The sequence below is a fragment of the Streptomyces sp. NPDC058525 genome (assembly GCF_042719495.1).
In the GTDB taxonomy this organism is placed as follows: domain Bacteria; phylum Actinomycetota; class Actinomycetes; order Streptomycetales; family Streptomycetaceae; genus Streptomyces.
In genome coordinates this window covers 61,522-74,118 of sequence record NZ_JBHXNP010000003.1, presented here as the reverse complement: position 1 = coordinate 74,118, position 12,597 = coordinate 61,522, and the positions used below count along the sequence as shown (strand labels likewise).

8 protein-coding genes and 2 pseudogenes are annotated in these 12,597 nt (G+C 70.1%); 5 read left to right on the top strand and 5 right to left on the bottom strand.

Annotated elements, in window-relative coordinates:
• The first annotated feature begins 57 nt into the window (after positions 1-57).
• The 3 genes from ACFWP3_RS02550 (at position 58) to ACFWP3_RS02540 (ending at position 4,527) form a co-directional block, all read left to right on the top strand.
• Positions 58-885 (top strand): FAD binding domain-containing protein, encoded by an 828-nt coding sequence (locus ACFWP3_RS02550; protein ID WP_384215576.1) that lies wholly within the window; start codon positions 58-60, stop codon positions 883-885.
• A complete protein-coding gene (locus ACFWP3_RS02545; protein WP_384215575.1) occupies positions 882-3,701 on the top strand; it encodes a molybdopterin-dependent oxidoreductase in 2,820 nt (939 codons plus the stop codon). Before ACFWP3_RS02550 ends, ACFWP3_RS02545 begins: the two co-directional genes overlap by 4 nt.
• Positions 3,702-3,807: 106 nt before the next feature.
• Complete coding sequence (locus ACFWP3_RS02540) at positions 3,808-4,527, top strand: hypothetical protein (protein ID WP_384215574.1); 720 nt, start codon at positions 3,808-3,810, stop codon at positions 4,525-4,527.
• A gap of 26 nt (positions 4,528-4,553) precedes the next feature.
• On the opposite strand, the gene ACFWP3_RS02535 is transcribed toward ACFWP3_RS02540, so the two are convergent.
• Both ACFWP3_RS02535 and ACFWP3_RS02530 read right to left on the bottom strand, forming a co-directional pair.
• On the bottom strand, positions 4,554-6,176 hold the full coding sequence (locus ACFWP3_RS02535; RefSeq protein WP_384215573.1) for an MFS transporter: 1,623 nt from the start codon (positions 6,174-6,176) through the stop codon (positions 4,554-4,556).
• Positions 6,177-6,202: 26 nt separating this feature from the next.
• Entirely contained in the window at positions 6,203-7,363 is a 1,161-nt protein-coding gene (locus ACFWP3_RS02530) for an epoxide hydrolase family protein (protein WP_384215688.1), read from the bottom strand.
• Positions 7,364-7,531: 168 nt separating this feature from the next.
• Between ACFWP3_RS02530 and ACFWP3_RS02525 the strand changes: the two genes are divergently transcribed.
• The gene (locus ACFWP3_RS02525; RefSeq protein ID WP_384215572.1) at positions 7,532-8,035 is read left to right on the top strand and encodes a GNAT family N-acetyltransferase; all 504 of its coding nucleotides are present in this window, start codon (positions 7,532-7,534) and stop codon (positions 8,033-8,035) included.
• A 239-nt stretch (positions 8,036-8,274) separates the two neighbouring features.
• Here the strand turns inward: ACFWP3_RS02525 and ACFWP3_RS02520 are convergent, their stop codons facing one another.
• Positions 8,275-9,228 (bottom strand): aminoglycoside phosphotransferase family protein, encoded by a 954-nt coding sequence (locus ACFWP3_RS02520; RefSeq protein WP_384215571.1) that lies wholly within the window; start codon positions 9,226-9,228, stop codon positions 8,275-8,277.
• 83 nt (positions 9,229-9,311) lie between these two features.
• On the bottom strand, positions 9,312-10,964 hold the full coding sequence (gene abc-f / locus ACFWP3_RS02515) for a ribosomal protection-like ABC-F family protein (RefSeq protein WP_384215570.1): 1,653 nt from the start codon (positions 10,962-10,964) through the stop codon (positions 9,312-9,314).
• A gap of 269 nt (positions 10,965-11,233) precedes the next feature.
• Between abc-f and ACFWP3_RS02510 the strand changes: the two are divergent.
• Positions 11,234-11,671, top strand: a pseudogene (locus ACFWP3_RS02510) (SMI1/KNR4 family protein); the annotation flags it as partial.
• 38 nt (positions 11,672-11,709) lie between these two features.
• Here ACFWP3_RS02510 and ACFWP3_RS02505 read toward each other — a convergent pair.
• A pseudogene (locus ACFWP3_RS02505) lies at positions 11,710-12,437 on the bottom strand (SDR family oxidoreductase).
• Positions 12,438-12,597 lie beyond the last annotated feature (160 nt).

The following is a 12,597-nucleotide window of genomic DNA, read 5'->3' as shown; positions in this document are numbered from 1 at the left end:
TCACTGGCGGAAACCCGCGGTTCCCGGCCGTCGGGCGGGAAAGGCTGGTGGCGCGAAATGGATCTCAATACGGTGCTCGACGTGCGCGATGCGCGCCGCCGCGAACCCTGGCGGCCCGGCGACGCCTGGCTCGGCGGCGGCACGTACCTCTTCTCCGAGCCGCAGCCGCACATCCGCCGCCTCGTCGACCTGTCCCAGATGGGCTGGCCGCCGCTGTCATGGCAGCCCGAAGGCTCCCTCGACATCGCCGCGACCTGCACCATCGCCGAGCTGTCGCGGTTCGGCCGACGGCTGCCGACCACCGCCGCCCCGCTCTTCGAGCAGTGCTGCCGGGCCTTCCTGGCCAGCTTCAAGATCTGGAACATGGCCACGGTCGGCGGCAACCTCTGCAACGGCCTGCCCGCCGGCCCGATGATCTCCCTCACCGCCGCGCTCGACGGCACGGTCCTGCTCCAGGGCCAGGACGGCGCCACCCGCCGCCTGCCCGTCACCGACTTCATCCGCGGAGCCGGGGTCAAGGACCTGCGCGACGGTGAGCTGCTCCGCTCGATACGGCTGCCCGCCCGCGCACTGGACTCCCGTACGGCCTTCCGGCAGGCCTCGCTCTACGGCCTCGGACGCTCCGGCGTCCTCGTGATCGGCGCGTCCGACCCGGCGGACGGCTCCTTCACTCTCACGGTCACCGCCGCCACCACCCGCCCGTTCCACTTCTGGTTCGCGCTGCCGCCCACGGCCGCCGCACTGCGGACGGTGATCGACGACGCCGTCCGGCCCGACGAGTGGTTCGACGACATCCACGGGCTGCCCGCCTGGCGGCGGCACATGGCCTTGCGCCTGGCAGAGGAGATCCGCGCCGAACTCACGCTGGAGGACGTTTCCCGATGAGCTACGAGATCGAGATCAACAAGAAGCGGTTCGACACCGCGCCGCGGGCGGGCCAGTGCCTGCGCACGTACCTGCGCGAACGCGGCTGGTTCGGCGTGAAGAAGGGCTGCGACCAGGGCGACTGCGGCGCCTGCACCGTCCACGTCGACGGCCGCCCGGTGCACAGCTGCCTCTACCCGGCCGTCCGCGCCGAGGGCAGCTCGGTCACCACCGTCGAGGGGCTCTGCTCGCCCGGCGGCGAACTCCATCCGGCGCAGCGGCAGTTCCTCGATGCTCAGGGCTTCCAGTGCGGCTTCTGCACGGCCGGGTTCCTGATGACCACCGCCGCCCTCCAGAACGAACAGGGCACCGAACACGACGACGGCAAGCTCGACGACCTCCCGCGCGCCTTCAAGGGCAACATCTGCCGCTGTACCGGCTACCGGGCCATCGAGGACGCCGTACGCGGGGTCAAGCACACCGAGCGTCCCGAGGCGGGACAGGCCGTCGGCAAGTCCCTGGGCGCCCCCGCCGGACCGCAGGTGGTCACCGGTACCGCCCGCTACACCTTCGACGTGGAGGTGCCCGGCCTGCTCCACATGAAGCTGCTGCGCTCCCCGCACCCGCACGCCCGGATCGTCTCCATCGACACCACCGACGCCCTTCAGGTCCCCGGGGTCCACGCGGTGCTGACGCACCACGACGCTCCCGACAGGCTGTACTCCTCGGCCCGGCACGAGCACCCCACCGAGGACCCGATGGACACGCGGGTACTGGACGACGTGGTCCGCTTCGTCGGCCAGCGGGTCGCGGCCGTGGTCGCCGACAGCGAGCAGGCGGCCGAGGAGGGCTGCCGCCGGGTGGTCGTCACGTACGAGGAACTCCCGTACGTCATCGACCCGGAGGAGGCGATGCTGCCCGGCGCGCCCGTCATCCACCCCAAGGGCCCCGAGTCGGGGATCTTCCGGGCCGAGAACAACGTGTGCGGCGAGGTCCACAACACGCTCGGCGACATGGAGAAGGGGTACGCGGAGGCGGACGTCGTCTACGAGGAGACTTATCTGACCCAGCGCGTGCAGCACGCCAGCCTGGAAACCCACGGCAGCGTCGCGTACTTCGAGCCCAAGGAGGACGGCTCCCCGGGCGAGCGCATCACCGTCCGCTCCTCCACCCAGGCGCCGTTCCTGACCCGGCGGGCGCTGTGCGCGCTCTACGACCTGGGCGAGGACGAAGTGCGCGTCGTCGCGGGCCGGGTGGGCGGCGGGTTCGGCGGCAAGCAGGAGATGCTCACCGAGGACATCGTGGTCCTCGCCGCCCTGAAGCTGCGGCGCCCGGTGAAACTCGAATTCACCCGGGCCGAGCAGTTCTACGGTGCCACCACCCGCCACCCCTTCAAGATCACCATCAAGATCGGCGCCAAGGCCGACGGCACCCTCACCGCGCTGCGCATCCGCGTGCTCTCCAACACCGGCGCCTACGGCAACCACGGCCCGGCGGTCATGTTCCACAGCGTCGGCGAGTCCTTCGCCGTCTACAAGGCGCCGAACAAGGAGGTCGAGGCGTACTCCGTCTACACCAACTGCGTGCCGGCGGGCGCCTTCCGCGGCTACGGCCTCGGCCAGTTCCTCTTCGCCCTCGAATCGGTGATGGACGAGCTGGCCATCCGGCTCGGCATGGACCCGCTCGTCCTGCGCGAGAAGAACGTCATCGGCGCCGGCGACCACATGGTGACCCCGATCGGCCACGAAGAGGACCTCTTCATCGCCTCGTACGGGATGAAGCAGTGCATGGACGTCGTCCGCAAGGCCATCGCCGAGGACCGCAGTCACGAGGACGTCCCGGACGGCTGGCTCACCGGTACGGGCACGGCCGTCGCGATGATCGCGACCGGCCCCCCGGGAGGCCACTTCGCCGACGCACGGGTCAGCCTGCTGCGCGACGGCACCTACGACATCGCGGTGGGCACGGCCGAGTTCGGCAACGGCACGACCACCGTCCACAAGCAGATCACCGCCGGCGCCCTGAACACCACGGTCGACCGCATCGCGATCCGCCAGTCCGACACGGACGTCGTCCGCCACGACACCGGCGCGTTCGGCTCCGCCGGCACCGTGGTGGCGGGCAAGGCCGTCATGCTCGCGGCCAACTCCCTCGCGGAGCGCCTCAAGACCCTCGCGGCCCGCCACACGGGCGTGGCCCGGCACCTGTGCATCCTCTCGGCGGAGTCCTTCGACTGCGCGGGCCGCGTCCTCACCCTCAAGGAGCTGTACGAGGCCGCCCACGACAAGGGCAGGCTCGACGAGCTGGCGGCGGACGGGCACTGGGGCGGCAGCCCGCGCTCGGTCGCCTTCAACGCCCAGTGGTTCCGCATCGCCGTCGACCCCGAAACGGGCGAAATGAAGATCCTGCGCAGTGTGCACGCGGCGGACGCGGGCAAGGTCATGAACCCGATGCAGTGCCGCGGCCAGGTCGAAGGCGGCGTCGCGCAGGCCCTCGGAGCGACCCTCTTCGAGACGGTACGGGTGGACGAACGCGGCGAGGTCACCACGGCCGCCTTCCGACGCTACCGCCTCCCCCAGTACGCGGACGTCCCGCGCACCGAAGTCCACTTCATGGAGACCTCGGACGCGATCGGCCCACTCGGCGCCAAGTCCATGTCCGAAAGCCCCTTCAACCCGGTGGCCCCGGCCTTCACCAACGCACTGCGCGACGCGACGGGGATCCGCTTCACGGAACTGCCGGTGACCCGGGACATCGTGTGGCAGAAGATCCACCAGAAGATGCAAGGCGAGAAGGGACTGCCACCGCACCCCTTCACACGACTGGTTGCGGGCTGACTGGCCGTCGGTTTCGAAATTTTTGATTCCGGGGATGGTTTCCCATCATTCGCCGCGATTGTCCCCTGCGCCGTTACGGCGCCTGACGCGACAGCCGAGGAAGATCATGGGTTGGAAACGTACACGCCGGACGGTCGCGTCGGCCGCTCTCGCCGGGGCGGTCGGCCTCGTCCTGACGGCTGCACCTTCGGCCGGCGCCGAGCCACGGACCGGAGCCGCGTCATGGCTCGCAACGGCGGCCGCCGCACGGCACGACGGCGATCCACCCCCGCCCCGCCTGCCCCGCGACTTCCACGGCAAGGGCAAGTGGATCGTCCGGGACCTCGGCATCACGGTGCCGTTCACCTGGAGCGGGCGGGACGGCGACAGCCAGATGACCGCGGGCGGCCCGGGGTACCCGATCTGGTTCACGAACCTGATCTACCACGACACCCTCTACACACTGACGTACAAGTGGCCCGGTCTGAACGAGCACCCCTGCTCACGCATCCCCGGCTTCAGCCTGGAGGATCTGAACCAAGGATTCGAGGAGGCCCGGTTCGTCGGACGGGAGACCCTGCGGCGCACCCCGCAGCGGCACGTGAACCACTGGAGGGTGGGCGTGGTCTTCCCGAAGCTGCCTCCCGGCAACTACCCGCGCCTGCCCCTCGCCCTGGGCGACATCTACGTCGACGAGAACAACCCGGGCACCTTCTGGCAGGTGCTGCAGTTCGGTGTACAGAACCTCTACGACCCCGAACTGGACGAATGGCTGGTCATGGACACCTTCGAACACCGCCCCGGAACCGTCACACTCCCCCACGAATGCCAGCCACCCCAGTCCTGACAGCCTTTCCCTCCACCCGGACGCTCTCAGGCTCCCGGTCCGCTCGGCCTCTCGGGGGCGGCGGAAGCGGAGTCCTCGGTGTAGTAGCGCGCCAGGAGTTCCCGCTCGGCGTCCCGGTGGGGGTACATGAAGAAGATCAGCAGCGCGCCCAGGGCGATCGCGGCGAGGCCGACGGTGTATGCCCAGTCGTCGCCGTGGAGGAACGACTGGCGTGCTGCCGCGACGATGTGGTCGGCGTACTGGGGGTGCTGCTCGGCGACCTGTCCGGCGGAGGCGAAGGACTTCGTCAGCTCGCTCTGGACCTGGTCCGAGACGTCCTTGCTCTCGGGGGAAGCAGAGATCGCCGCGCTGAAGGCCGAGGCGTAGCCGGCGGTGAGGAGCAGGCCCATGATGGACTGCATGACGGCCCCGCCGAGGTCCCGTTGCAGGTCGGCGGTGCCTGAGGCCATGCCGGCGCGTCGCACGGGCACCGATCCGGTCAGTGAGTGGGATGCGGGCGTCCCGGCGAGTCCGGCGCCGATGCCGATGAGTACGTAGGCGAATCCGATCTGCCAGTAGCCGCTGTTCTCGCGCCAGAACACCAGCATCCAGGCGAAGGCGAGGAAGAGGAACGCGTAGCCGATCAGCAGGGTCGTGCGGGCGCCGCGCGTCTCGACCAGCTTCGCGGACCGTGGTGCCACGAGCACCATCATCACGACGAGGGGGAGGATGGCGGCGCCGGCTTCGACGGGGTTGTACTCGAGCACGTTCTGCAGGTACTGCTGGCTGATGAACGCAGACCCCATCATGGCGCCGTACACGATGATTCCCGCGCATGCGGCGACCCAGAACGTGCGCCGGCCGGCGATGTGGAGGTCGTACAGCGGGTTGGGAGCCCGGCGCTGACGCCAGAAGAACGCCGCTCCGGCAGCCAGGGCGATCACTGCGAGGCCGACGACCAGTGCTCCCTGACCCGGGACGGCGCCGAAATTGATCGCCAGCACCAGCCCCGCGATCAGGAGTACGGACAGGACGCCGCCGAGGTTGTCCACCGGTTCGGCCGACTCGTTGGCGTGCGCGGGGATGAACAGCAGGGCCATGACCAGCGCGACCACGGCGAGGGGCAGGGTGATCAGGAACACCGACCCCCAGTAGAAGCGTTCGAGCAGCGCGCCCGCGGTCACCGGCCCGAGCATGGAGATGCCGCCGCCCAGGGCCGACCACAGCGCGATCGACTTCGTCCGCGCCGGCCCCGACCACAGGGCGGTGATCAGCGCCAGGGTGGTCGGATAGGCCATGCCGGCCGAGAGCCCGCCGAGGATCCGGGCCGCTACGAGGACGGTGTCGCTCGGCGCGTACGCGGCGAGCAGGCAGGCGGGGACGGACAGAGCGACGCCGAGGAGGAGGAGCAGCTTGCGCCCGTGATGGTCGCCGACCGCACCCAGATAGAGCACCGATGCGGCCAGGCCGAGGGAGTACCCCACGGCGACCAGGTTCAGCGCGGTCTGGGAGGAGTCGAAGGCCTTCCCGATCGCGGGCAGCGCCACGTTGGCCACCGACAGGTTCAGGTTGGCCACCGCGGCAACGATGATCAAGGACGCCAGAACGAGCGACGCCCGCGCCGGGGCCTCACCCGTAATGTCAGTGCGAGGCGCGCCGCTTGTCGACATGGAACCTCCGGGGCGAAGTTGGGCTGTCAGTCGCGGAGTGATCTGAAGAAGGCGCGGATGTCGTCGACGAACAGGTCGGGGACCTCGAAGGCTGGGAAGTGCCCGCCTTCGGCGTGCTCCCGGAAGAAGACGTCGCTGTCGGCGCCAGGGCCGAGGACCTTGCGGACCAGCGGGTCGCTGAAGAACAGGGAGGAGGCCATGGGCACGTCGGAAGGGCCGCCCCATCCCGGGTCGTCGGAGTGGGCCAGTTCCCAGTAGAAGTCGCCCGCCGCGGGCCCGGTCCGGGTGAACCAGTAGAGGCTGGCGGTGATCAGGACGTTGTCGCGGCTGATCGGTGTGGTGGGGTTGGCCCACTGCACGAACTTCTCGGCGATCCAGGCCAGCTGCAGGATCGGCGAGTCCGCCAGCCCCGCCGAGAGGGCGTTCGGCGCGGTCGAGTGCAGCACCCGGTAGCCCTTCATCTGCGACCAGCTCCGCTGCGCCGCTTCGAGGCCGGCCCGTTCCGCTGGGCTCAGGCCGTCCGGGACGGGGAGGTCCTCGCCGGCCATGCCGAGCTGGAGCCGGTCGCCATGGGTGTGCGCGCCGATCACCCGGTCGGGCATCAGCATCGCCACCCGGCCCGTCACCCCGGCCCCGAGATCCCCTCCTTCCACGCCGAAGCGCTCATAGCCCAGACGGGTCATCAGTTCCCCGAAGGCCATGGCGGTGCGTTCCAGATTCCAGCCGCGCGCGGAGAGCGGGCTGGAGAAGGCGAAGCCGGGCAGCGAGGGGATGACGACGTGAAACGCGTCGGCGGGGTCCCCACCGTGCGCGCGTGGATCGGCCAGCGGCCCGCTCGCCTCCAGGAACTCGACGAACGAGGTCGGGTAGCTGTGGTTGAGCAGCAGGGGCGTGGCGTCCGGCTCCGGTGAACGGATGTGCAGGAAATGGATGGTCTGCCCGTCGATCTCGGTCAGGAACTGCGGGAAGGCGTTCAGCCTGGACTCGTGGGCCCGCCAGTCGAATCCGTCCGCCCAATAGCGGGCCAGCTCGTGAAGGTAGGCCGACGGAATGCCGTGATCCCACTCCGAATCGGCGCCGGGTACCGGATGCGGCGATCGAGTGCGGGCCAGTCGGTCATGCAGGTCATCGAGATCGGCCTGCGGAATCTGGATCCGGAACGGGCTGATGTCAGCACACATGATCAGCAATATATGGCCATAGCGGATGAATCGTTACGAAAGGGGGTGGTGGGGCGGTCCCGCGCGCCGCGCGGCCGCCCACAGCGTTACCGGCCCCGCGCCGCGTCCTGGGCGGGCGTCGCGATCAGGGGCAGGGTGGAAGGTGCCGACGAGGGGCCGGTTATGGTCGGTGCCATGCCGGCTGTCCCTGAATCCGTCCACGTGCCCGCGCTAGCGCTGCGCCCCGCGACACGCGCCGACCTGCCCTCGGTACTCGCTCTGCTCGCCGACGAGGAGAGGGTGGTCGACCCGGCGACGCTCGTGGTGGATGAGACATACGAACAGGCCTTCGCGGCGATCGAGGCGGACCCGCGTAACGAAGTGCTGGTCCTGGTCGAAGGCGTCGACGAGCAGGGTGCTGGCGGCGGGGTGGTGGTGGGCTGTCTGCAGGTGACGTACATCCCGGGGCTGGGCAAGGGCGGGGCCGAGCGGGCCCTGATCGAGGCGGTGCGGGTCCGCGCGGACCGTCGAGGCGGCGGGCTCGGACGGATCTTGATGGAGCGCACGATCGAGCGGGCCCGCACGCGTGGCTGCGCGCTGGTCCAGCTGACCAGCAACAAGCGGCGCGAGGATGCGCACCGCTTCTACGGCGGGCTGGGCTTCGCTTGCAGTCACGATGGGTTCAAGCTCGCTCTTTAACGTTCGGAGCCGGTTCCTGGTGCCCGTGGGCGGAGGCCGCAGAGCCAGATGACCGCGCCGCGGAGGTGGGGCGCTGCATGGTACCTGTCTGGCGGGTCTGCTCAGGGCGCAGCGCGACCGGATCCATCTCCAGGCAGTGTCGTCGGTACCCGGCGGCCAAGTCCGCCCGTTGCATCCGGCCCGAGCCGGTCCGCGCCCGAGCTCGGGCTCCGGCTCGGCAGCCGGCCGGCCGGCCCGGGTCAGTCGCTCATGCCTGCGGCGAAGGGCGTCGTCTGCCAGTGGTCCACCGCGGGCTTGAGGTACTCCAGCAGTTCGGGAAGCTGCGGGACCAGGGTGAGGGTGGCGATGATCCGCAGCATGCCCAGAGCATTGACGAAGGCGAGGACCTCCTCGTCGAGCGGCCGCGTGCCGTTGCGTCGTGCGCCGCGGTTGTACGCGGCTTCGTGCTCGGGTCCGAGAGCGGCCAGGTCCCACTCGACGGGCCCCAGAGTGACCAGTTCGAAGTCGGCGTAGAGGTCGCCGTCCACCCCGTTGAAGATGTTCGCGGGCGGGGAGTCGCCGTGGATGGGTTGGAGTTCGATGCCGGGGAACCGAGCCTCGAAGGCGCTGCGTGAGCGTACGAGGGGTTCGAAGAACTGCCATTCGCGACGCGCCCGGTCGAGCTCGGGCGCTGCGATCAGGTCAGGATGCCGGTCGAGCAGGGCGAGGCCATCGGAGATGAACTGCGGGTCGGCCGCGGAGAGAAACTCCAGGCGGTGGCCCGGGTAGGCGCGCAGTGCCGCATGGAGGTCGGCGGCGCTCTCGGCGTTCGCGACGTAGTCGGGTTCCTTGTCCCGGGCCTCCTCGACGAACGGCCAGAACGTCATCGAGAACCCGTCGCGCTGCACCGGTTCGCGCGGCACGAGCGGGCTGGGCGCGATCACGGGGATCTTCTGCTCGGCCAGCCACGCCGTCACATCCAGCTCGTCCTGCTGGCGGCGAGCGAGGGCGGCCAGGTCGTCCGGGCGGGGCAGGACGGTGGGAATCCGGGCCACGACCGGGGACGGGGCCAGGTGGACGACGACCGAGAAGACGTCGTGGAGCACGGCGGGCTCGGTGACAGTCAGGCCGAGCCCGCGCCCGGCCGCGACGGCTGCCTCGACGGCGGCGGAGGTGCGGTCGGCGCGCTGTTGTGGTGTCAGGAAGGTGGTCATGGGCCCCTCGTTTCACTGCATTGGCGAACTTGTGGATTGGTTGACTGGTGGATGTGAGGCAATTGAGGGCGGGCCGGAGCGGGTCAGCGCCTGCGGCCGGCGTGCAGTTCCAGCTGCTCGGCTTCGAAGCGCGCACGGAAGTCACGATCGTGCGAGACCGCGACCACCGCCCCGGGGTACGCCGCGAGCGCCGCCTGGAGATCCTCGACCAGGTCGAGGGCGATGTGGTTGGTCGGCTCGTCGAGGACGAGAAGGTCTGCGGGCCGGGTCACCAGGGTCGCGATCTGCAACCGCCGCTGCTGGCCCACGGACAGTGCGGCAACCGGGACGTGCAGATCCTGTTCGCGGAACAGGCCCAGGGACAGGAGCTGTTCGGCGTGCTCGTCCGGCAGCCCGGCCTGCCCAGCGGCGAACGCGGCGAGCAGCGGCAGCCGTGTGGCGTGCGCGGGCAGTTCCTGGGCGAGGTAGCCGATCCGGGCGGGGCGGCGCACGGTGCCCGCGTCCGGCGGCAGGTCGCCCGCGAGGACGCGAAGCAGCGTCGTCTTGCCCGCGCCGTTCTCCCCCGTGACGAGCAGGCGCATTCCGGGCTCGATCGCCAGGAGCCCGTCCAGGCGCAGCCGTTCCCCGACCCGTACGTTGTCGAGTTCGGCAAGTGCGCCCTGGACCGGGCCGTCGGCGGCCGACGGCAGCACTGTCGTAAACCTGAGCGGTACGGGCGGCTCCGCCACCGGGTCGCGCCGCAGCCGATCCAGGCGCTCCCGCACCGAGCGCACCTGCCCGCCGAGCTTCGCCTCGCTGGAGCGGCGGTGCTTGCCGAAGCCCTGCTTCGGGTCGCGGCCGGTGGTGGCGAGCCTCCTGCCCGCGGCCTCCAGCAGCTCCTCCGCGCGGGCCACCTCCTCGACCCAGTCCGCGTACCGCTGCTCCGCTCCGCGCCGGGCGGCGGCCTTCGCGGCGCGGTAGCCGGCCCAGCCGTCGCCGTACCGGTGCACGGTGCACGCGTCCCGGTCGACGTCGAGGATCGTGGTGGCGATGCGCTCCAGGAAGCCGCGGTCGTGGGTGACCGCGACGACGGTGCCGCGGTGTGCGCGCAGGTGATCCTCCAGCCAGCGCACGGCCGCCGCGTCGAGGTGGTTCGTCGGTTCGTCCAGGAGCAGCAGTTCGGGGGCGGCGGCCAGGACGCAGGCGAGCGCGAGGCGCGACTGTTCGCCGCCGGACAGTGAGCCGAGCAGGCGCTCACGGGTGATCCGGGCCAGCCCGAGCCCGTGCATGGCGGCATCCACGCGGGCGTCCGCCTCGTATCCGCCGCGTTCCTCGTAAGCGATCAGCAGCTCGCCGTACGCGGCAAGTGCCTCGTCCGACGCGCCGCCGAGGGACTCCTCTGCGGTACGGAGCCTGCGCTCCATGTCGCGCAGTTCGGTCAGGGCAAGGTCGACGGCGTCCTGCACGGTGCAGTCGGCATCGAGGTCGAGGGTCTGGGCGAGGTGGCCCGTCCCGCCGGGAAAGCGGACGGTGACCTCTCCGGCGTCCGGCGTTTCGGCCCCGGCGAGCAGCCGCAGCAAGGTGGACTTGCCGGAGCCGTTCTCGCCGATGACGGCGGCCTTCTCCCCCGGCCGGACGGTGAAGGAGACCTGGTCGAGGACGGTCCGGGTGCCATAGGACTTGGTGACGGACTTGACGGACAGCTGCGCCGGCGCCGAGACGGTGGCGGGCATGGCGGTATGAGCGCGATCGCGCATGGGACTTTCCCTGGGCATACGAAGGGTCTACGGGCAGCAGAAACGGCGGCAGGGGCCGTGCCCGGACTCAGACGAAGAAGAGGAAAGCCATGCGCCCACCATAACAAGACGAACCGTCTCGGCTCAAGTCGTGCGGGCGCGAAGTCCGTGATCCGCAGCACCCCGCCCGTCCGGGGACGCGAGGCATGGGAAGCCGGCACGACGATCCGCCCGGAGGCCCAGACCGTCGACATGTCAGCGGGGCCTGAGAGCATCACGGTCGTGATCGACACCGCGAGGTCGCTGACGGCGGCTTCGGCCCTGACTACCAGCTGCTGCCACTGCTCGGCCCGGGCTCCAGCGTCACCGGCGAATACCTGATGCGGCGGGAGGCTTCCGCTGGAGCGGAGCATCCGGAGTGGCCCGAAGGCGTCGTACCGATCCTGACCTGGGGCTGTGGCATGTACGCCGGCGTTGATTGCCTCAGCGGAGACGGTCAGGTCCTGCTCTTCGAGCCGAACCCGTACGGCGGCGGATCGTGGGAGCAGTGCTGGTTCCTCGACGCCGCCGGCCTCGCAGGCTGGCTGGAGACATGGCTGGCGGGGACGGGCTGGTTCGAGGAGGACGCCTTCGACGGGGACGACCCGGTCGAGCCTCAGCCATGGGACCAGGCCGCGAGCCGGCTGGCCTCCGGCGCACAGCACAACGGCAACACCTCGTCCCGCTGACGCATACGCCGTCATGCGGGGCAGGACACGAGCGTTCCTCAGGAGAGCCAGTCGGCGTAGCGGGTGGTGGCGAGGTGGGCGTTCTTGTCGGTGAGGACGTCGCCGTTGATGACGGAGAACATGCCGGCGGAGGGGTCGGTGACGACGGTGCGGCGGTCGGACTTGTGGGACAGGGTGAGCCGGCCCAACTCGTCCAGGGCGAAGATCTCGGGTCCCGCGACGCTGCGAATGCCGCCCAGCGGGTCGCCCGCAGCGACTTCCGCCACCTCCGCGGCCACGTCCTTGGAGGCGATCGGCTGGATCGGCGTGGCGGCAGCCGGACGGTGTCGCCGTCGGCGGTCCAGGACAGGATCGCGTCGACGAATTCCATGAACTGCGTCGCGCGGACGATCGAGTACGGGATCGGTCCGCCCCTGAGGATGTCCTCCTGGAGCAGCTTGGCCCGGTAGTAGTCCAGCTCCGGCACCTGGTCCACGCCGACGATCGACAGAATGACGAAGTGCCCGACGCCACCCGCCCGGGCCGCGGCGAGAAGGTTGTCCATCGAGGTCTGGAAGAAGGCCAGGGATGCTTCGTCGAAGGTCGGGGAGTTCGTCAGGTTGACGATGACGTCGACCCCCGCCACCGCCTCGTCCAGTCCCTGGCCGCTGATGACGTCGACACCGGTGGACTGCGAGTGCGGCACCGCCTCGTGCCCGGCTGCGTTCAGACTCGTGACGACCTGCGACCCGATCAGCCCGGTACCGCCGATGACCGCGAACTTCATGACATGCCTTCCCGTCAGGAGATATGTCCGAAATATGACATATGATCCCTATCAGGGTCGCCTGACATGAGGCCAGGGCCGTACATCCGGCCAACGATGTGCCCAACTGGCCAACTCCCGCCCTCAATGGCCGACTGAGGCACTCCGCCACGGGAGAGAT

Bases quoted from the DNA above. Each gene is read 5' to 3' on its own strand.
- abc-f (WP_384215570.1), bottom strand. From the start codon at position 10,964: ATGCGCGATCGCGCTCATACCGCCATGCCCGCCACCGTCTCGGCGCCG.
- ACFWP3_RS02545 (WP_384215575.1), top strand. From the start codon at position 882: ATGAGCTACGAGATCGAGATCAACAAGAAGCGGTTCGACACCGCGCCG.
- ACFWP3_RS02525 (WP_384215572.1), top strand. From the start codon at position 7,532: ATGCCGGCTGTCCCTGAATCCGTCCACGTGCCCGCGCTAGCGCTGCGC.
- ACFWP3_RS02535 (WP_384215573.1), bottom strand. From the start codon at position 6,176: ATGTCGACAAGCGGCGCGCCTCGCACTGACATTACGGGTGAGGCCCCG.
- ACFWP3_RS02520 (WP_384215571.1), bottom strand. From the start codon at position 9,228: ATGACCACCTTCCTGACACCACAACAGCGCGCCGACCGCACCTCCGCC.
- ACFWP3_RS02550 (WP_384215576.1), top strand. From the start codon at position 58: ATGGATCTCAATACGGTGCTCGACGTGCGCGATGCGCGCCGCCGCGAA.
- ACFWP3_RS02540 (WP_384215574.1), top strand. From the start codon at position 3,808: ATGGGTTGGAAACGTACACGCCGGACGGTCGCGTCGGCCGCTCTCGCC.